Below are 19,468 nucleotides of genomic sequence, written 5' to 3' on the forward strand. Positions count from 1 at the left end.
ACCAACCGGTCAGTTACCACCGTGTTGATCGAGGGCGTCGCACAGCAGGACGATGCTCGTCGCGAGCAGCGCCGGGAGCCAGAGAGAGGCGAGCGAGCCGAGCACCACGATGGCCGGGCCGGCGACGAGATTGACCGTCAGCCGCTCCTTGTAGCCGAGACGGCGACGAGATCCGGGAGCGAGCCAGAACCGCCAGACGGCGGCGTAGGCCAGCACGAAGAGGCCTGCGGCGAGGGCGCCGACCCACCAGCCGCCCGCGATCCGCCACAGCGAGGCTGCTCCGATCACCAGCAGCGCGAGGTGCCCGATCAGGAGCACGACCCCGAACCAGCGCACCTCTGTGGCGGGGGAGCCCTCGATCTCGGCCACCTGGTCCGGATGGACCTCGCTGTTCTCGGTCATCGCTCCTCCTCGGTGCGCTCAAGGCGTTCGGCCAGCTCGCGCAGTTCGCTGCGCAACTCGCCACGGACGAAGTCGCGCGTGGCCAGTTCGCCGAGATGCATGCGGATGGCCGCGATCTCGCGGGCGAGGAAGTCCATGTCAGCGCGGGACTGGGCCGCGATCCTTCGGTCCTCCTCGAGGCTCAGCTGGTCGCGCCGCTCCTGTCTGTTCTGGGCGAGCAGGATCAACGGCGCCGAGTAGGAGGCCTGTGTCGAGAAGAAGAGGTTGAGCAGGATGAACGGGTAAGGGTCCCACTTGAGGCCGAAGATGCCGATCAGGTTCAGCAGGATCCAGACCACCACGAACACCGTCATGTAGACGAGGAACTTCGCGGTGCCCATGAAGCTGGCCACACCTTCGGCGAACCGGCCGAAGGTCTCGGAGTCGACCGAGACCTTCGGCAGTCGCCGGCGTTCGCCTGGCTGGGAGAGGGGGTTGCGCTCAGCCATCGCTCACCTCGCTCGCCTCGACCTCGTCCATCTGGTCGCCGCGCCAGTCGTCGGGAAGCATGTGGTCGAGCACGTCGTCGACCGTGACGGCCCCGACGAGGTGACCGTCGGCGTTGACCACGGGGGCGACCACGAGGTTGTAGGTGGCGAAGAAGCGGCTGACCTGGGTCAGCGGCGCCTGGGGCGAAAGAGTCTCGAGGTACTCGTCGAGCAGCGTCGCCACAAGGGTCGTCGGCGGTTCGCGCAGCAGACGCTGCGTATGCACCGCCCCGATGTAGCGCCCCGACGGCGTCTCCAGCGGCGGGCGGGTGACGAACACCATCGACGCGAGCGCAGGGGTGAGTGACTCCTTGCGGACGTTGGCCAGCGCCTGCGCGACGGTCGCGTCGGTGTCGAGGACGACCGGCTCGGGCGTCATCATGCCGCCCGCGGTGAACTCCTCGTAGATGAGCAGGCGGCGCACGTCGCGCGCCTCCTCGGGTTCCATCCTCTGCAGGAGGTCCTCGGCCACGTCGGAGGGGAGGTCCTTGATCAGGTCGGCGGCGTCGTCGGGATCCATCTCGGCGAGCACGTCGGCCGCCCGCTCGGTGTCGAGCTGCGAGATCAGTTCGATCTGCTCGTCCTCGGGCAGCTCCTCGAGAGCCTCGGCGAGGGTCTCGTCATCGAGCGCCTCGACGACGGCGGCGAGCGACTCGGGCGCCAGGTCGTGCAGCTCCTGGGCGATGTCTGCCGCCTTCATGTCGGAGAACTCGGCGATCAGGTGGGCAGGGGTGCGGCCAGTGCGCAGGATGAGCTCGGGGATCTCCTTCCAGGACACCACCTGGGCCTCGCCGCGGCCGCCGAAGCCGAACCGCCCGACGCGGGTGGAGGCGCGCAGCGCGACCGAGGCCAGCTCCCACTCGCGGTTGCGGACCTGGTGCATCGACACGTCGAAGATCTTGGTACGGCTCTCACGTCCGATGCTGCGGTCGAACAGGTCGCCTGCGATCAGCACCTCCGTCTCGCGCCGCTGGAACCGTCGGGTGTCCACCTGGCCGAGGATCGCGACCTGGGCAGGGGAGATGTCGTGCACGCGCAACATCGGCACGAAGATCCGGGCGCGCGCGAACAGCTCCGCGACGAGTCCCTTGACCCGCGGGGCGAGCCCGTCCGCGCGCAGATAGCAGACCACGTCTTTGACGCGACCAACCTGATCGCCCGCCGCATCGACGATAGGAAGCCCGATCACGCGCGAGATGAAAACCTCGGATTCCGATGCGACCATGCAGGCAAATCTAGTGGCTGGAAGGCGATCTGCGCGCGGCGCGCCCAGCGTAGAGTGGTCTCGTCAGCGGCCGGAGGTGGTGCCGCAGCGCAGATCCCATCCAGGAGGACCCCGTGAGCCAAGCCCCGAATCCGGCCTCGAAGTTGATGCGGCTGGAGTACCCGCAGCACGTGGCCGAGTTCTCGAGCTACGAGGATGCCCAGGCCGCCGTCGACTACCTCGCCGACCAGAAGTTCGCCGTCGAGAACCTGATGATCGTCGGCACCAACCTCAAGCTGCTCGAGCGCGTGACGGGCCGCCGCACCTGGGGCACCGTGCTCGGCGGAGGCGCCCTCTCCGGGATCAGCTTCGGCCTGTTCGTCGGCCTGATGCTCTACTTCTTCATCGGCCCCAACCTGATCATGCTGCTCGCCGGGCTCGCGCTCGGTGTTGTCTTCGGGCTGATCTCGGCCGGCCTCGCCTACGCCGTCAGCGGCGGAAAGCGCGACTTCAACTCGACCCGGATGACGGTTGCCACCAGCTACGAGATCCTCGCTGAACACAAGGTCGTCGGCCAGGCCCGCGACCTGCTCGCGCAGCGCCCGGGCGCGCGGGCGGCGATGTTCGAGTGACCTCCGAGTTCTGGGACGACCGGTACACCCATCCCAACTTCATCTTCGGCTACAAGCCGAACGACTTCCTCAAGGCGCAGGCCAGGCTGCTCAAGCCCGGCTCACGCGTGCTGTGCCTCGGCGACGGCGAGGGCCGCAACGGGGTCTGGCTCGCCGAGCGCGGCCATGACGTCGTCAGCCTCGACTTCTCCCGCGTCGCCCTCGACAAGGCGGAGGCGCTCGCCGCGGAGCGCGGGGTCGAGATCGAGACGTGGCATGTCGATCTCGCCCAATGGGTGGACCAGAGCGATCCGGAGCGGAAGTGGGACGCGATCGTGTCGATCTTCGTGCATCTTCCTGCTCCCCTGAGGCGTCGGGTCGCGGAGACGGCCACCCGCCAGTCACGGCCCGGGGCGTCGCTGATTCTTGAGGCGTACACGCCCGCGCAGTTGGCGCTCGGCACCGGCGGGCCGAAACTGCCCGAACTGCTGATGAGTCGCGCCGACGTGCTTGAGGACTGGCACGACTGGCGACTCGACGCCCGCATCCTCGAGCGCCGCATCTTCGAAGGCATGGGACACCAGGGGCTCAGCTCGGTCGTGCAGGCCCTCGGCTTGCTCTGACCCCCTGTCAGCGGCCAGCGGGGCTCCGGTAGGTTTGTCAGTGCAGGACCAGTCAGCTGAGGAGTTGTCCCATGGAGTTGCACACCACCGTCTACAACCGCACGACGCCCGCCGAGCGGGTGCTGCTGGTCGGCCCGAGCCTGGGCGGCAACGCCACCCACCAGTGGACGAAGGTCGCCGCCGAACTGATCCACGATGCGCGCGTCGTCTTCATCGACCTGCCGGGCACCGGCCTCGGCGAAGCCTGGGATGACGCCGACGAGCCGACGCTCGACACCGTCGCGGCCGCCGTCGCCGACGTGGCGCGCGGCCTCAAGCAGGAACTCGGCGAGGGCGTCCCCGTTTACTACGCGGGCCTTTCCATCTCGGGCGCGATCGGACTGCACATCGCCCGCGACTACCCCGAACTCTTCGCCGGCGTCGTGGTCGTCGCGTCCGCGGCGACCGTCGGCGAACCCGCCCGCTGGCTCGAGCGCGCCGAGCAGGTCGAGGCAACCGGAACCCAGCAGTTGGTCGAGGAGACCACGAAGCGGTGGTTCACCCCCGCCTTCCGCGCCGAGCAGCCCGATGTGGTCAACATCATCATGGAGGGTCTCTCCGTCTCCGACGACCACTCCTACGCCCAGCTGTGCCGGGCGCTGGCCGCGCATGACGTGCGAGCCGACCTGCCCTACATTCAGACGCCCGTCATGATGATCGCAGGCGAGCGCGATTCCTCGACCCCCATCGCCAACGTCGAACTGGTGGCCGAGACGGCCCCCCGCGGTGAACTGCACGTCGTCGCCGACGCCGCACATCAGGTCCCGGTCATGCGTCCCGCGGAGGTCGCGCGACTGATCCGCCAGATGATGGAGCGGCCGCGCTGGAACCGCGTGGTCAGCGAGTCGGGCGACTGAAGCGCCACGTCACGGTCAGGACAGACGAAGAGGCCCCCGCTCGGCAGCGGGGGCCTCTCGCGTCTCGGGGGCTCAGGACATCAGCTGTGCCATCCACGCCTCGACGTCGTCGGGGTCGCGGGGGAGCGCCTCGGAGAGGTTGACCGGATCGCCGTCGGTGATCAGGATGTCGTCCTCGATCCGGATGCCGATGCCGCGGTACTCCTCGGGCACAAGCAGGTCGGTCGACTTGAAGTAGATGCCTGGCTCGACCGTGATCACCATGCCCTCCTTGAGCGTGCCGCCCCGGTAGAGCTCGGCGCGGGCCTGGGCGCAGTCGTGCACGTCGAGGCCGAGGTGGTGCGAGGTGCCGTGCACCATCCATCGACGGTGGAAGCCGCCGTTGTCGGGATCGAGCGACTCCTCGGCCGTGCCGGGGAGGATGCCGAGCTCCTCGAAGAACGCGGCGAGCACCGCGATCGCGGCCTTGTGGGGTGCGAGGAAGTCGTTGCCGGCGCGGCAGGCGAGGATGCCTGCGGTCTGCGCGGCGAGCACCGCCTCGTAGACGCGGCGCTGGGCGGGGGAGAACTTTCCGTTGATCGGCATGGTGCGGGTGATGTCGGCGGTGTAGAGCGAGTTGACCTCGACGCCTGCGTCCATCAGCAGCAGGTCGCCGTCGGCGATGACCCCGTCGTTGCGGATCCAGTGCAGGGTGTTGGCGTGGTCGCCTCCGGCTGCGATGGTGTCGTAGCCGACCGCGTTGCCGAGGTGGCGCGCGTTGAGGGCGAAGATGCCCTCCACCCAGCGCTCGCCTCGACCCCGGCGGGAGGCCTCGGGCAGTTCGCGGACAACCGCCTCGAAGCCCTCCTTCGTGGCCCTGCACGCCAGCTTCAGCTCACCGATCTCGAACTCGTCCTTGGAGAAGCGGGCCTCCGAGGCGGCGCGGGCGAGGTCGCCGTCGAGATCCACGCTGTGGCCGCCGCGCGCCTCGTCGACAAGAGCGGTGATCTCGGGGTCGGCCTCCCGGATGACCAGCTGGTTGCTTCCCGCCTCCCTGATCACCTCCGGCAGGTCGAGCACGGTGCGGCAGTCGAGCTGCGTCGCCGCGGACATCTCCTCGAGGGAGTCGCGCTGGCCGACCCACATCTCGCCGTAGCGGGCGTCGGCGTAGAACTCACGGTCGGTGCGCGGGGCGCGGGGGCGGAAGAACAGCGTCGCCGTGTCGTCCTTGAGCACGAGGACGGAGTCGGGCTCCCTGTCCTCGCCCAGGCCGGTGTAGTAGGCGAAGGCGCTGTGGGGACGGAACCGGTAGTCGGTGTCGTTGGAGCGCGTCTTGAGCGGTCCGGCGGGGATGATCAGGGTTGTGCCTGGGTACAGCTTCGTCAACTCGGCGCGGCGCGCGGCGGCGTACGGTGCCGACGCAAGCCGCTCGGGCAACTGGTCGGAGTACGGCTCCCAGTCGCTGACGATGAACGTCTTGAACGCCTCCGAAAATGGGTCTCGGCGGTTCTCGTTACGGTCCTCGGCTGCAGCAGTCATGGCCTCCACTCTACGCGCGGCCGCGTCTGGCCGACGCCGGGCAGGCGACTGCTTCAGGGAGATCCGGGCGCGCTGCTGGTCGGAGCGGCGCTCCAGCCCGAGCTTGCGCTCGGCGCGGTCGGGGCGCGGCACTAGAGTGTGCCGCGTGCGGCAGGGGCCGCGCGGCGGGGCCTTCCGGCCCGTGGTCGGCTGCGCTTCGCCCCGACGCCCCGACAGTGACCCACCGACACCCGAGGAGCGAACGTGAGCGAGTCCGCGTTGCTGGGGTTTCTGCAGTGGATCGACCTGATCGGGGTCGTGTTCAACGCCGTCCTCGGCGCGGTGATCGGCCGCGCGGCGCGGCTCGACGTCGTCGGGCTCGCGGTGCTGGCCATCATGTCCGGGCTCGGCGGAGGCATGATCCGCGACGTGCTGCTGCAGTCCGGTCCGCCCATCGCGATCACCGACTGGCGCTACATCACCGCAACCCTTGCGGGCGCGGCTGTCGTGATGGTGGTGCGCGTGGAGGGTCGGTGGTGGGACCGGATCTATCCGCCCATCGACGCGCTGGCCCTCGGCACCTGGGCCGCCGCAGGCTCCCTGAAGACGCTCGAGGCCGGGTTCGGCGTGCTCCCGGCGTTGATGCTCGGCACCATCACCGCGGTGGGCGGCGGCTTCGTGCGCGACATCGTGCTGCGCCGCATCCCAGGGGTGCTCGGCGGCAACACCCTCTACGCAACGGCGGCGCTTGCCGCCTCCATCGTCGCGGTCGGGTTCTGGCACGTCGACCTTACGGCCATCGGTTCGGTGGTCGCGACCGTCTTCGGTGCGGCGCTCGTTCTGCTCGCCAAGTGGCGGCGGCTCTCGCTCCCCGTGGGGGAGGACGCGATCACCATCGGCGAGGCGGTCGCGCGGGGGCTCGCGAAGTCGCGGCGCCGGACCGTCCGCCCGAAGGCCGACGACGAGGAGGCCGCGTAGGCGCACGACGACGCCCGCCCGGCGGCTTGAGCCGACCCGGGCGGGCGTCGATGCGGTGCTGAGGATTCAGCGGAGGGGGATCACTCGACGGTGACCGACTTCGCGAGGTTGCGCGGCTGGTCGACGTCGTGGCCCTTGACCGTCGCCAGCTCACATGCGAACAGCTGGAGCGGGATGATCGCGGCCATCGGCTGCAGCAGCGTGGAGATCTTCGGCAGCTCGATCAGCGTGTCGGCGACGGCCGCGGCCTCGTCGTCGTCACCCTCGGCGAGCACGATGGTGCGGGCGCCGCGCGCCTTCACCTCTGCGATGTTGGAGATCACCTTGTCGCGCAGCTGGTCGCGGCCCTTCGGCGGGACCACGACGAACACCGGAAGGTCCTGGCTGATCAGCGCGATCGGGCCGTGCTTGAGCTCGCCCGCCGCGAAGCCCTCGGCGTGGATGTAGGCCAGCTCCTTGAGCTTCAGGGCGCCCTCGAGCGCGCTCGGGTAGCCGACGTGGCGACCGAGGAAGAGCACGGAGGTGGCGTCGACGAGCTCCTTGGCCAGGTCGAGCACGACCTGCTGCGAGTCGAGCATCTGCTGGATCGCCTCCGGCATCCGCTCGAGTTCGGTGAGCAGCGCGGCGATCTCGTCTCCGTACTTCATGCCGCGCACCTGGGCGAGGTACAGGCCGAGCAGGTAGCACGCGACGAGCTGGGTGGTGAAGCCCTTCGTCGAGGCGACGCCGATCTCGGGCCCGGCGTGAGTGTAGATGACGGCGTCCGACTCGCGCGGGATGGTCGCGCCGTTGGTGTTGCAGATCGCGATCACCTTCGCCTGCTGTTCGCGGGCGTGGCGGATCGCCATCAGGGTGTCGGCCGTCTCGCCCGACTGGGAGATCGTCACCACCAGCGTCATCGGGTCGACGATCGGGTCGCGGTAGCGGAACTCGGAGGCCAGCTCGACCTCGCAGGGGATGCGGGTCCAGTGTTCGATGGCGTACTTGGCCACGAGGCCGGCGTAGAAGGCTGTGCCGCAGGCCACGATGACGATCTTGTTGATCCGGCGCAGCAGCTCCGGGCTCATCCGCAGCTCGTCGAGCTGCAGTTCGCCCTTGTCGTTGAGGCGGCCGAGCAGGGTGTCGGCCACGGCCTTCGGCTGCTCGAAGATCTCCTTGCGCATGTACCAGTCGAAGCCCTGCTTCTGCGCGGCCTCGAGGTCCCAGTCGACGTGGAAGTCCTTCGTCTCCGCAGGCCCGCCGTCGAAGCTGGTCACGTTCACGCCGTCACGGGTCAGCTCGATGATCTGATCCTGGCCGAGCTCGATCGCGTCGCGGGTGTAGGCGATGAACGCCGCGACGTCGGAGGCGAGGAAGTACTCGCCCTCACCGACCCCGACCACGAGGGGAGAGTTGCGGCGGGCGGCGACGATCCGGTCCGGGTCGGTCGCGTCGACGGCCACGAGCGTGAAGGCACCCTCCAGCTTGGTGACGACCGAGCGCATGGCGGCGACGAGGTCCTTTCCGGCCTCGACCTCCGCGCGGAGCAGGTGGGCCGCGACCTCCGAGTCGGTCTCGGAGGCGAACTCGACGCCGTCGAGCTCACCGCGGAGCTGGTCGTGGTTCTCGATGATCCCGTTGTGCACGATCGCGACGCGTCCGGCGACGTGCGGGTGGGAGTTCTGGTCCGTGGGTGCGCCGTGGGTGGCCCAGCGGGTGTGGCCGATGGCAACAGTGGTGTCGGGGAGGGGGCGCTCCGCGATCTCACCTTCAAGGTTTGCGATCTTGCCTGCGCGTTTGCGCCATTCGATGGCCCCCTCGCTGGGGATTGCCACCCCCGCGGAGTCATATCCGCGGTACTCAAGTCGACGCAGGCCGTTCAGCACCACGTCGAGTCCGTCACGTTCTCCGATGTATCCAACGATTCCACACACGGCGAGAAATGTACATGATGATTGAGCGCTTCTTGACATTGGCGCTCCGGGCAGCTGTGAACTTGCGTCGTCGTGGATTCTGTGCGCCACCCCTGCTCAGGCGCGTGGCCCCTCTCCGTTAGGCTTGCGCAGGTCCACATTGCTAGAAGGAGTGCCGGTGTCCGGACCCTACGTCACGCTGCAGCGCCGCGCCTGGGCTGAGCTGTCCGACGCGACCGAGATCGATCTCGACGAGGAGACGCTCGCAAGGCTCAGAGGCATCGGCGACCCGACCTCCGCGCTCGACATCGAGGAGGTCTACCGACCGCTGTGTCAACTGCTGCACCTCTACATGGTCAACACCGGGCGCCTCTACGCGCAGAACAGCAGCTTCCTCAACCTCGACGTGCGCCGCACCCCGTTCGTGATCGGTGTCGCAGGCTCCGTTGCGGTCGGCAAGTCCACCGTCTCGCGCGTCCTGCAGGAGTTGCTGAGCCGCGCGCCTGGCAACCCGAAGGTCGACCTGATCACCACCGACGGCTTCCTCTACCCGAACGCCGAGCTCCAGCGAAGAGGACTGCTCGACCGCAAGGGCTTCCCCGAGTCGTACAACCGACGTGCGCTGCTGCAGTTCGTGATGGACGTGAAGTCGGGCGAGCCGAAGGTGCTCGCGCCCGTCTACAGCCACATGGTCTACGACATCGTCGCGGATGAGCACATCGAGGTGGAGAGCCCCGACATCCTGATCATCGAGGGCCTCAACGTGCTGCAGCCGGCGCGTGTCGAGGCGGACGGACGCTCCGGGCTCGCCGTCAGCGACTTCTTCGACTTCTCCGTCTTCGTCGACGCGGAGGAGGGCCACATCAAGCAGTGGTTCCTGAACCGCTTCATGGAGCTGCGCCGCACCGCGTTCACCGACGAGCGCAGCTACTTCCGGCTCTACAGCGAGCTGTCCGACCAGGAGGCGCTGGCGCTCGGCTCCCGGGTGTGGGACACCATCAACGGCCCCAACCTGCGCCAGAACGTCGCACCCACCCGCGAGCGCGCCACCGCGATCCTCGTCAAGGGCGAGGACCACATGGTCGACTCGATCCGCATCCGCAAGGTCTGATCCGAGCACGCACCGTTCCGCGGACTCGCGGCCGGCCCACCCGCGAGTCAGTAGTGTGTCGCCATGATCGTTGGCATCGGCACCGACCTGGTCGTCATCGACCGCTTCGAGGAGATGCTCAAGCGTCGTCCGGGGCTGGCCGAGCGGCTGCTCACCGAGGGCGAGCGGGCCCTCTCGATCGAGTCGCAGGCGGCCCGCTTCTCCGCGAAGGAGGCGCTCGCGAAGGCGCTCGGCTCGCCGGGCGGGATGAGCTGGCTCGACTGCGAGGTCGTCAAGAGCGACGACGGCGTGCCCTCCTTCGCCACGACCGGCACCGTCGCGGCGAGGATCGCGGCGCTCAGGATCGGGCGCATCCACCTGAGCATCAGCCACGACGGGGGATACGCGACGACGATGGTGGTGTGTGAGAAATGAGGCAGATCCTCTCCGCCAAGCAGATCCGTGATGCCGAACAGCACGTCTTCGACACGCAACCCGACGTCGACCTCATGGGCCGCGCTGCGGCGGCGGTGGCGAGGATCGCAGACGCCGTGACCCCCGAGGGGACGGTGCTCGTCGCCGTCGGCCCGGGCTACAACGGCGGGGACGGGCTCTTCGCGGCTGCCCGGCTCGCCCCGCACCGCCCGGTCCTGCTCTGGCTCGCCATGGGGAAGGCCCACGAGGCGGGCCTCGAGGCGGCCGTGCGTGCGGGTGCGCAGGAGGTCGACGCCGTCGGCGCGATCGGTTCGCTCGTCGACTGCTCCCTCGTCATCGACGCCGTGACCGGACTCGGTTCGCGGCCGGGGCTCCCGGCACAGGTGGCCACCTTCGCCGCTGCCTGCGAGGACGAGCACGTCACCGTGCTGTCGGTCGACCTTCCCTCCGGGCTGGATGCCGACGCCGCCGAGCCGCACGAGAGCTTCCGCGCGGCCCACACCGTCACGTTCGCCGCGCCGAAGCCGTGCCACGTCCTCCAGCCTGCCGCCTCCCGCTGCGGAAGACTCCACGTCGTCGACATCGGTCTCGACGTCGAGGCCGGCAACCTTCGCCAGGCCGAGGAGTCCGATGTGGCGCGCTGGTGGCCGGTCCCACACGAGGGGTCTGACAAGTACTCGCGGGGCGTGGTCACGGTCGACACGGGATCGGAGACCTACCCCGGCGCCGCGCTGCTCTCCTGCGCCGGGGCGCTGCACGCGGGGGCGGGGATGGTCCGCTACACCGGACGGGCGCCGTCCGGGCTGATCATGTCGCGGTTCCCCAGCGTCGTGATCGGCGACGGTCGGTCCGAGGCGACCGTGCTCGGATCCGGCTGGGGTGACACGGACAACGCCGCCTCGCGGGTCGAATGGGCGAAGCTGCACCGGCTGCCCGCAGTTGTCGACGCCGACGCCCTCTACTCGCTGCCCAACGGCAGGCTGGAGGGCTGGCTGCTCACCCCGCACGCAGGAGAACTCGGCCGGATTCTCGGCTGCACGAGGGCGCACGTGGAGGCCCAGCCGCTCGAGTGCGCGCGCGAGGCCGCACGGCACACCGGTGCCTCGGTGCTCTTGAAGGGGGCCACCCAGTACATCGCCGAGCCGTCGGGGCGGGTCACCATCGCGGTCGCCGGTCCGGCGTGGACCGCGCGGGCCGGCTCTGGCGACGTGCTCGCGGGCATCTGCGGTGCGCTGCTGGCGAGCGGACTGCCCGCCTGGAAGGCCGGCGTGGTCGGGGCGAGCATCCAGGCCATCACCGCGACGAGGCATCCCGGGCCGTACACGCCGGATGATCTGTCGGCGCGGATGCCGCAGGTGATCGCCGAGCTGACCTCCGAGCTGTAGGCGTCAGGCCGCCAGCGCGTCGTCGCGCACCGACATCGAGATGGCCCGTGCGTAGTGCCCCATCAGTTCGGAGCAGACGTTGTCCCAGGTGCGCTCGAGCACGGACACGCGGGCCGCGCTGCCGAACGACTCACGCCGCTCGGGGTCGTCGACGAAGCCCTGCACCTCCGCGCGGAGCGCGCCCAGGTCGCCCGGCGTGTAGAGGCGCCCGGTGCTCTGCGGGTCGATCAGGTCGATCGGCCCGCCACGGCGCGGCGCGACGACGGGAAGTCCGGACGCCTTCGCCTCCTGGATGGCCTGGCAGAACGTCTCCATCTCGCCCGGATGGACGAACACGTCGAGGCTCGCCATCGCATGTGGGAGTTCCTCCCCGGTCAGCTGGCCGAGGAAGAGGGCGCCGGGCAGGCTCGCCTCCAGTTGGCCGCGCAGCGGGCCGTCGCCGATCACGACGAGCCTGGTGCCTGCGATCCCGCTGACGGCGGCGAGATCCTCGACCCGCTTCTCGCTCGCCAACCTGCCCATGTAGCCGATCACCGTCTCACCGTCGGGGGAGAACCGGCGGCGGAGGTCGTCGTCACGCTTCGCAGGGTCGAACCGCACGGAGTCGACGCCGCGGCCCCACACGCCGACCCGCGGGATGCCCTGACCGATCAACTGGTCGCGGGCGAACGTCGACGGCGCGAAGTTCAGCGACGCGAGGGAGTGCACCTGGCGCACCTGGTGCCAGAGAATCGGTGCGACATGCGGGAACCCGTAGCGGGCCGCATACGTGGGCACCTCGGTCTGGTAGATCCCCACCATCGGGATGCCGAGCTTCGCCGCCACCGATGCGGCCTTGTAGCCGACGATGAAGGGCGCCGCGAGGTGCACCACGTCGGGCCGGAAGTTGGTGAGCAGGCGCTCGATCGTGAGCGAGGAGGTCGTCACGACGCGCACCTGGTCGTAGAAGGGAAGACCGATCGAGGCGACCGACTCCACCGGGAAGCCGCAGTAGGTGGAAGGGGTCCGGTCACCGTCCTGGGGGGCGATCACCATGGCCTCGTGTCCATTGGCCAACAGATGCTCCAGGATGCGCAGCACCGAGTTGGTGACGCCGTTCAACTGGGGGAGAAAAGATTCCGCGACAATGGCCACTCGCACGCCCCCATGCTACTCCGAACGCCCTTTCCAGACCGCATACTCGGGGCCAACGCCTGGTGACAGGTAGATGACGTTCCCGTTGCCTCATGTCAAGATGCCCGCTTGGTTTGAGTCGTTGCCTCATCTGAAGATGCCCGCGTGATTTTGGTGCGGGAGAGGTAGACGTGGTTGCGTTTCGCGCGTCGCTGGACGGCTCCGCGGCGTTTGGCGAGGTCGAGCAGGTTGCCTTGGATCACAGCGATCTGGTCGCCGAGTTCGATGGGGTCGACGGTGTCGAGGCGGTCGTGGAGGGCAGCGTGCTCGGCTGGGGTGAGCGTGTCGGGGTGGTCGCGAAGGAGCCGGTCGGCTGGTGTGGTGGCGGTGTCGTGGCGTTTGGTGACTTTCGCGCCGGTGCGGGTTTTCGAGATCAGTTTCTGGCTGGGCATCAGCAGGTTGTTTCGGGTGTTCCAGGCGGGCCAGAGGTGGTTGAGGAGGTCAAGTTCGCGGGCGGTGTCGTAGCGCCAGTAGCCGACGGCGCGGCGCACGATCGACCAGTTCTTTTGCTCGATGTGGGCTTGGTCGTTGGAGTGGGAGGGCCGGCCGCGGGTGAAGGTGATCTGGCGCAGGTTGCAGTAGCGGGAGAGGTGGTGGTTGATGAACTCGGATCCGTTGTCGGAGTGGATTCCCAGGATCAGGAACGGGAACCGGCCGATGAGTTGGTCGAGGCCAGCGGCGACGATGCGTTCGCCTTTGGAGCGCACGGTGCAGGTTTCGGTCCAGCCGGTGGCGATGTCGGTGGCGTTGAGGCTGTAGTGGAAGGTGCCGTTGTTGTCGCCGCCTTCGTGGCCGACCAGGTCGATCTCGATGAACCCGGGTTCGGTGTCGTTCCACTCGGCCCAGGTCTTGAGCGGAATCGAGGACTTCAACAACGAGCCGGGTTTGGTGTGGGCGATGCCTTTGGCAGCGATCAGTCCGGTGCGGTAGGGCTGCAGGTGCCGGTCCATGGTGGCCGGTGACATGGCCAGGAGCTGGTCACGGACCTCGACGCTCATGTCGAGTCGGTCGAGGCGTTCCAGCGCGGCCAGCAACCGTGGCAAGGCGGCTGCGAGACGTTTCGAGGCGATCCCGTCGAGCATGGCCCAGCACCGCACCAATGCTTCGGTGACGTGTGTGTCGTAGCGCCTGATCGCCTCTCGGGGTTTGCGGGGCCCGGGCATCTGACCGGTCGCGGCGCGGCGCAGCATCTTGCGGGCATGATCGCGATGCCAGCCGGTGACCTGGACCACCGCGTCCAGAATCGCGGCCTTCTCCGCCTTGGTCGCCTTCGTCCATGCCTTCGCCTGGGCCGTGGTGATCGCTTTGCGCTGGGCCATCGTCAACTCCATCCTCGTAGCGTGCCGCTACGCGGGCATGTTGAGATGAGTCAACGAATCGACCTACGCGGGCATCTAGCGTGAGTCAACTCGACGTTTAGTCTTTTCGGGCTTCAGCGCGTAGACTCGTACGGCCCGGCCGAGGCGGTTCCACGCCCGCGTTTCACATTCCTGATGCGTTGTTTCATGAGCGGGCACCGGCCCGAGTTCACATCTGCGGGCCGTCACCCCAGTGCTAGGACACCTTTTTACATGAATGCACCACGCCGTAAGGCCCGTTGGTCGACCGAGAAGCGCGCAGCCAAGGGCCGCACGCCCCAGCGCCGCCGCACCGATTCCGCCCCCTCCGACGCCCCCATGAACCGCAAGCAGCGCCGCGCCCTCCAGTTCGGCGACCAGCAGGGCAAGTACAACACCGAGGCCCGCCGCGACGACGCACCGCGTCAGGAGCGCGACGAGCGCCGCTCGTCCGAGCGCCGCGACGACCGCGGCTCCCGCTCGTACGACCGTCGAGACGAGCGTGGCGGCCGTTCGTTCGATCGCCGGGACGATGACCGTGGTGACCGTCGCGATGACCGTGGTGGCCGCTCGTTCGATCGCCGTGACGATGATCGTGGTGGCCGTTCCTATGACCGTCGCGATGACCGTGGTGGCCGCTCGTTCGATCGCCGTGACGATGATCGCGGTGGCCGTTCCTATGACCGTCGCGATGACCGTGGCGGTCGCTCCTTCGATCGCCGTGACGATCGTGGTGGCCGTTCCTTCGACCGTCGTGACGACCGCGGCTTCAACCGCGACCGTGACGACCGGGGTGCAGGTGAGCGCCGCCGCGACGATCGCGGCTTCGGCGAGCGTCGCCGTCGCGACGAGTCGTACCGCCCCGCGCAGCGCTTCGACACGCGCCGCAATCACGAGCCCCGTGGCATCGAGGACCGTCGCCGCAGGCACGACCATGACGACCGCCAGGGCTTCGAGGAGACCTCGGACCAGATGGAGTGGACGGCGACAACTGCCGAGGCCGTCGAGGGTGAGGTGACCTCCGGCTTCTTCGAACTCGGCGTCGCGGAGCCGCTCGTGCGGGTCCTCGCCAGCCAAGGCATCACCGACCCCTTCCCGATCCAGGCGGCCACCATCGGCGACGCGCTCGCGGGCAAGGACGTGCTCGGTCGCGGCCGCACCGGCTCGGGCAAGACGCTCGCGTTCGGCCTGCCGATGCTCACCCGCCTCGCGCAGGGCAGCCCGGTCGGCTCGCCCCGCGCCATGATCCTCACCCCCACCCGCGAGCTCGCGCTGCAGATCGCCGACAACCTGTCGCCGCTGGCGGCCGCGGTCGGGATCGACCTGACGCTGATCGCCGGTGGCATGTCCTACGGACCGCAGCTGCGCGCCTTCGAGCGTGGCGTCGACGTCGTCGTCGCCACCCCGGGCCGCCTGATCGACCTGCTCGAGCAGGGCGCCGCCGACCTCAGCCAGGTCGACATCGCCATCCTCGACGAGGCCGACCACATGGCCGACCTCGGCTTCATGCAGGATGTCCGCACGCTGCTCGACGCCTGCGGCGACGGCCAGCGCCTCCTCTTCTCCGCCACCCTTGACGACGCCGTCGACAAGCTGGTCCAGAAGTACCTGCACGATCCGGTCACCCACGAGGTCGACTCGGAGAAGGCCTCCGTCACGACGATGGTGCACCGCCCGCTCCTGGTGAAGCCGCACCACAAGAACCAGGTGACCGCCGAGATCGCCAACCGCGAGGGTCGCACCGTCCTGTTCGCCCGCACCCAGCTGGGCACCGACCGGATCGCGGCCCAGCTGCGCGACGCCGGCGTCATGGCGGGCGCGCTGCACGGCGGCCTCACCCAGGGCGCCCGTGCCCGCATCCTCACGGCCTTCCGTGAAGGCGCTGTTCCCGTTCTCGTCGCCACCGACGTCGCCGCCCGCGGCATCCACGTCGACGACGTCACGCTCGTGCTGCAGGTCGATCCGCCGCACGACTCGAAGGACTACCTGCACCGCGCCGGTCGCACCGCCCGCGCAGGCCACGAGGGCGTCGTCGCAAGCATCGTGCTTCCGCACCAGCGCAAGCTGTCGCGCCGCCTGCTCGGCCAGGCCGGCGTCGGCGCCGAGCCGCTGGAGATCGAGCCGGGAACCCCCGAACTGCGCGAGGCGACCGGTGCCCGGCCGACCTCCGGGGTCGCCATCCCGGAGGGCGAGTACCTCAAGCTGATCGCACCCAAGCAGCAGCCCCGTCGGCGTCCCGACGGTGGCCAGCGTGGGCGCGGTCGCGGACGGGGCCGTCGCTACTGATTCCCGGACTAAGATCAACGGCGCTATGGAATCTGCTGATCTTTCGTTGAGGGTCGCGACGCCGGATGACGCCGCCGAACTGTTGCGTGTCATCGGCGCCGCCTTCTCGGCGCGTCGCCCGGTCGACCCGCCGGCCGACGCGCTCGCCGACACCGTCGATGACATCGCGCGCGCCCTCTCCGAGGGGACGGGCGTGCTGGTCGAGGCCGACGGCGAGATCGTGGCCGGCCTCCTGATCGACATCGAGGGGGACACCGCCACCCTGCGCCGCGTCTCCGTCGTGCCCGAGGCCTCGGGGCAAGGTGTCGCGCGTGAGATGGTGACGGCCGCGCTCACCGTTGCGGCCGACCTGGGTGCCTCCCGCGCCCGGCTCGTGGCCCGCGAGGAGTTCCCCGAGCTGATCCGCTGGTGGGGCGAGCACGGATTCGTCGTCCTCGGGCCGGCGCCCAAGGGGCTCTGGCTCGGCCGCGACCTTCCGGTGATCCTCGACGTCCCGACCGCCGAAGCCATGCAGGAGCTCGGCCGCAGGCTCGCCGCCCTGCTGCGACCGGGCGACGTGATCGTCGCCACGGGGGATCTCGGCGCGGGCAAGACGACCCTGACGCAGGGCATCGGCGAGGGGCTCGACGTCGAGGGCCCCGTCATCTCTCCGACCTTCGTCATCTCCCGGGTCCACCCCAGCCGGGGAGAGGGCCCGGCGCTCGTGCACGTCGACGCCTACCGGCTCGGTGAGGCCTCGGAACTCGCCGACATCGACCTCGACGCCTCGCTCGAGCAGTCCGTCACCCTCGTCGAATGGGGAAGCGGGCTGGCCGAGTGGCTGGCCGAGGACCGGCTCGACATCGAGATCGCCCGCGGCCAGAGCAGCGACGTGCGCACCGTCTACCTCACCGGTACCGGCCCCCGCTGGGCAGGCGCCCTCGACGAACTCAGGGAGCAGGCATGACCTACACGCTCGGCATCGACACCAGCCACCACGTCGCCGTCGGCATCGCGCGCGACGGCGAGGTAGTCGCCCGCTCCGTCGTGCAGGATTCCCGGGCCCACGTCGAGGAGCTGATGCCGTCTGTGCTGCGTGCCTGCGCCGAGGCCGGGATCGCCCTGACCGACATCGACGAGATCGCCGTCGGCATGGGTCCCGGCCCTTTCACCGGACTGCGGGTCGGCGTCGCGACCGCCTGGACCCTCGCCCACACGGCGGGCATCACCCCGCGCGGGGTCTGCTCGCTCGACGTGGTCGCCCGCCAGTTCGCCGATGCAGGTGCCTCGGCCGAGTTCATCGTCGCGGCCGACGCCCGGCGCAAGGAGCTCTACTGGCGCAGCTACGGGGCCGACGGCACGCCGACCGGTGAGCCGCAGGTCAGCGCGCCCGAGTCACTGCCCCAGCTTCCGGTGGCGGGGGCCGTCCCGGAGGCGTACCGGCACCTGTTCACCCTGCAGGGCCCGACCGAGCTCGACCCTGGGGTGCTGGCCGCCCGGTGGGAAACGCTCGAGCCCGCGGGAGACGAGCCCTTCTATCTCCGGCAGGCCGACGCGACGGTGCCAGGCAAGCCGAAGTCCGCACTTCCGCGGCTGCGCGCCCGATGATCGTCGAGACGGCGCGGCAGTCCGACCTGGACGCGATCGTCAGCCTCGAGGGGCACTTCGGCGTGGCCTGGTCGGCCGACTCGTGGCGCCGCGAACTTGAGGGCGACGGGCGCTTCGTCCTGATTGCCCGCCGCGAGGAGGGCGGGATCGTCGGCGTGGCCTGCTTCCAGATCGTCGACGAGGTCGCCGACCTGCACCGCATCGTGGTGGCCCCCGACCAGCGACGCCTCGGCTTCGCCCGCGTGATGCTCGTCTCAGGCCTCCAATGGGCCATCGGACAGGGCGCCACGCGGATGCTGCTCGAGGTCGAACACACCAACGCGCCCGCGATCACCCTGTATCGCGGCTATGGCTTCCGTGAGGTGGCCAGGCGACCCGACTACTACGGCCCCGGGGCCGACGCGCTCGTGCTCGAGCGCCACCTCGAGGGCGTCGACGCCGACTCCGTCGGCATGTGGGACATGGAGGACATGCATGAGTGAGCCACTGGTGCTCGGAATCGAGTCGTCGTGCGACGAGACCGGCGTCGGGATCGTCCGCGGCCGGACGCTGCTGGCCAATGAGGTGGCCAGCTCGGTCGACCTCCACGTGCGCTTCGGCGGCGTGGTGCCAGAGGTCGCCAGCCGCGCCCATCTCTCCGCGATCGTCCCTGCGCTCGAACGGGCCGCCGCGACGGCCGACGTCGACCTCGCAGACGTCGACGCGATCAGCGTCACCGCAGGGCCTGGGCTGATGGGGGCCCTCGTGGTGGGCATCGCCTCGGCGAAGGCGCTCGCCGCCTACCTGAACAAGCCCCTCTACGGGGTCAACCACCTCGTGGGACACGTGGCAGTCGACCTGCTCGACCACGGCGCCCTGCCCATGCCCTCGCTCGCGCTGCTCGTCTCCGGCGGCCACACGTCGCTGCTGTACGTCGAGGACATCGCCACGAAGATCACCGAGGTAGGCTCGACGATCGACGACGCGGCGGGCGAGGCCTACGACAAGGTCGCGCGCATCCTCGGCCTCCCGTACCCGGGCGGCCCCGTCATCGACAGGGCGGCTGCTGAAGGCGATCCGACGGCGATCCGCTTCCCGCGCGGCCTCACTGCCCGCCACGACCTGGAGAAGCACCGCTTCGACTTCTCCTTCTCCGGCCTCAAGACCGCCGTGGCGCGCTGGGTCGAGCAGCGACGCCTCGACGGGCTCGACGTCCCTGTCAACGACGTCGCGGCGAGCTTCCAGGAGGCCGTGTGCGACGTGCTGACGGCCAAGACCGTCGACGCGGCCCAGCACTTCGGCGTCAACTCGATCCTGATCGGCGGGGGAGTGGCGGCCAACTCGCGGCTGCGCACCCTGCTCGAGGAGCGGGCGGCGGCCGTCGGGATCGAGCTGCGACGCCCCCGTCCTGCCCTCTGCACCGACAACGGTGCGATGATCGCGGCGGTCGCGAGCGAGGCCATCACCAGTGGCGTCTCACCATCCGGACTGGATTTCTCGGCGAACTCAGGTCTGCCAGTCGGCACGATCGTCGTCTGAGCAGCCACTATTGCAGCAACAAGTAGG

19 protein-coding genes and 1 pseudogene are annotated in these 19,468 nt (G+C 69.4%); 13 read left to right on the forward strand and 7 right to left on the reverse strand.

The features are described from left to right. Window positions 1-9 precede the first annotated feature (9 nt). From BW733_RS12700 to BW733_RS12710, 3 genes are read right to left on the reverse strand one after another with little or no spacing between them, the layout of a single operon-like run. On the reverse strand, window positions 10-402 hold the full coding sequence (locus BW733_RS12700; RefSeq protein WP_077350990.1) for a hypothetical protein: 393 nt from the start codon (window positions 400-402) through the stop codon (window positions 10-12). Continuing rightward, entirely contained in the window at window positions 399-890 is a 492-nt protein-coding gene (locus tag BW733_RS12705; protein WP_077350992.1) for a DUF1003 domain-containing protein, read from the reverse strand. The genes BW733_RS12700 and BW733_RS12705 overlap by 4 nt, the downstream gene beginning before the upstream one ends. Then, complete coding sequence (locus BW733_RS12710; protein ID WP_077350994.1) at window positions 883-2,154, reverse strand: magnesium transporter MgtE N-terminal domain-containing protein; 1,272 nt, start codon at window positions 2,152-2,154, stop codon at window positions 883-885. The genes BW733_RS12705 and BW733_RS12710 overlap by 8 nt, the downstream gene beginning before the upstream one ends. A 146-nt stretch (window positions 2,155-2,300) precedes the next feature. On the opposite strand from BW733_RS12710, the gene BW733_RS12715 reads away from it, so the two are divergent. The 3 genes from BW733_RS12715 to BW733_RS12725 all read left to right on the forward strand — a co-directional run bounded on the left by BW733_RS12715 (window position 2,301) and on the right by BW733_RS12725 (window position 4,263). Further along, window positions 2,301-2,765 carry a YflT domain-containing protein gene (locus BW733_RS12715; RefSeq protein ID WP_077352985.1) on the forward strand — a complete coding sequence of 155 codons (465 nt, stop codon included), beginning with the start codon at window positions 2,301-2,303 and terminating at the stop codon, window positions 2,763-2,765. After that, the gene (locus tag BW733_RS12720; RefSeq protein WP_077350996.1) at window positions 2,762-3,367 is read left to right on the forward strand and encodes an SAM-dependent methyltransferase; all 606 of its coding nucleotides are present in this window, start codon (window positions 2,762-2,764) and stop codon (window positions 3,365-3,367) included. The genes BW733_RS12715 and BW733_RS12720 overlap by 4 nt, the downstream gene beginning before the upstream one ends. 71 nt (window positions 3,368-3,438) lie before the next feature. Next, entirely contained in the window at window positions 3,439-4,263 is an 825-nt protein-coding gene (locus BW733_RS12725; protein ID WP_077350998.1) for an alpha/beta fold hydrolase, read from the forward strand. Between the two features lie 72 nt (window positions 4,264-4,335). On the opposite strand, the gene BW733_RS12730 is transcribed toward BW733_RS12725, so the two are convergent. After that, entirely contained in the window at window positions 4,336-5,781 is a 1,446-nt protein-coding gene (locus tag BW733_RS12730) for an aminopeptidase P family protein (protein WP_077352987.1), read from the reverse strand. Window positions 5,782-6,024: 243 nt separating this feature from the next. Between BW733_RS12730 and BW733_RS12735 the strand changes: the two genes are divergently transcribed. Beyond that, window positions 6,025-6,738 (forward strand): trimeric intracellular cation channel family protein, encoded by a 714-nt coding sequence (locus tag BW733_RS12735; protein ID WP_077351000.1) that lies wholly within the window; start codon window positions 6,025-6,027, stop codon window positions 6,736-6,738. A gap of 80 nt (window positions 6,739-6,818) precedes the next feature. Here the strand turns inward: BW733_RS12735 and glmS are convergent, their stop codons facing one another. Continuing rightward, a complete protein-coding gene (glmS, locus tag BW733_RS12740; protein ID WP_077351002.1) occupies window positions 6,819-8,651 on the reverse strand; it encodes a glutamine--fructose-6-phosphate transaminase (isomerizing) in 1,833 nt (610 codons plus the stop codon). Between the two features lie 124 nt (window positions 8,652-8,775). Between glmS and coaA the strand changes: the two genes are divergently transcribed. From coaA to BW733_RS12755, 3 genes are all read left to right on the forward strand, one after another. Next, on the forward strand, window positions 8,776-9,741 hold the full coding sequence (coaA, locus tag BW733_RS12745) for a type I pantothenate kinase (protein ID WP_237268192.1): 966 nt from the start codon (window positions 8,776-8,778) through the stop codon (window positions 9,739-9,741). A gap of 63 nt (window positions 9,742-9,804) precedes the next feature. Continuing rightward, complete coding sequence (locus BW733_RS12750; protein WP_077351006.1) at window positions 9,805-10,155, forward strand: holo-ACP synthase; 351 nt, start codon at window positions 9,805-9,807, stop codon at window positions 10,153-10,155. Further along, a complete protein-coding gene (locus tag BW733_RS12755; RefSeq protein ID WP_077351008.1) occupies window positions 10,152-11,540 on the forward strand; it encodes an NAD(P)H-hydrate epimerase in 1,389 nt (462 codons plus the stop codon). Before BW733_RS12750 ends, BW733_RS12755 begins: the two co-directional genes overlap by 4 nt. Window positions 11,541-11,543: 3 nt before the next feature. Here BW733_RS12755 and BW733_RS12760 read toward each other — a convergent pair whose 3' ends face one another. Then, window positions 11,544-12,680 carry a glycosyltransferase family 4 protein gene (locus tag BW733_RS12760; RefSeq protein WP_077351010.1) on the reverse strand — a complete coding sequence of 379 codons (1,137 nt, stop codon included), beginning with the start codon at window positions 12,678-12,680 and terminating at the stop codon, window positions 11,544-11,546. Between the two features lie 89 nt (window positions 12,681-12,769). Beyond that, complete coding sequence (locus BW733_RS12765) at window positions 12,770-14,044, reverse strand: integrase catalytic domain-containing protein (RefSeq protein WP_202970180.1); 1,275 nt, start codon at window positions 14,042-14,044, stop codon at window positions 12,770-12,772. Window positions 14,045-14,389: 345 nt separating this feature from the next. Here BW733_RS12765 and BW733_RS20145 point away from each other — a divergent pair. The 6 genes and pseudogenes from BW733_RS20145 to tsaD all read left to right on the forward strand — a co-directional run. Continuing rightward, window positions 14,390-14,755, forward strand: a pseudogene (locus tag BW733_RS20145) (hypothetical protein); the annotation flags it as partial. Window positions 14,756-15,022: 267 nt separating this feature from the next. Then, window positions 15,023-16,336 (forward strand): DEAD/DEAH box helicase, encoded by a 1,314-nt coding sequence (locus BW733_RS19525; protein ID WP_237268194.1) that lies wholly within the window; start codon window positions 15,023-15,025, stop codon window positions 16,334-16,336. 25 nt (window positions 16,337-16,361) lie between these two features. Further along, the gene (gene tsaE / locus BW733_RS12775) at window positions 16,362-17,282 is read left to right on the forward strand and encodes a tRNA (adenosine(37)-N6)-threonylcarbamoyltransferase complex ATPase subunit type 1 TsaE (RefSeq protein WP_077351014.1); all 921 of its coding nucleotides are present in this window, start codon (window positions 16,362-16,364) and stop codon (window positions 17,280-17,282) included. Next, window positions 17,279-17,923 carry a tRNA (adenosine(37)-N6)-threonylcarbamoyltransferase complex dimerization subunit type 1 TsaB gene (gene tsaB, locus BW733_RS12780; protein WP_077351016.1) on the forward strand — a complete coding sequence of 215 codons (645 nt, stop codon included), beginning with the start codon at window positions 17,279-17,281 and terminating at the stop codon, window positions 17,921-17,923. The genes tsaE and tsaB overlap by 4 nt, the downstream gene beginning before the upstream one ends. Further along, window positions 17,920-18,405: a GNAT family N-acetyltransferase gene (locus tag BW733_RS12785; protein ID WP_077351018.1), complete on the forward strand. Its 486-nt coding sequence runs from the start codon at window positions 17,920-17,922 to the stop codon at window positions 18,403-18,405. Before tsaB ends, BW733_RS12785 begins: the two co-directional genes overlap by 4 nt. Continuing rightward, entirely contained in the window at window positions 18,398-19,441 is a 1,044-nt protein-coding gene (gene tsaD, locus BW733_RS12790; protein WP_077351020.1) for a tRNA (adenosine(37)-N6)-threonylcarbamoyltransferase complex transferase subunit TsaD, read from the forward strand. The genes BW733_RS12785 and tsaD overlap by 8 nt, the downstream gene beginning before the upstream one ends. Window positions 19,442-19,468: the final 27 nt, after the last annotated feature.

It is taken from the genome of Tessaracoccus flavescens (assembly GCF_001998865.1).
Lineage (GTDB): Bacteria > Actinomycetota > Actinomycetes > Propionibacteriales > Propionibacteriaceae > Arachnia > Arachnia flavescens.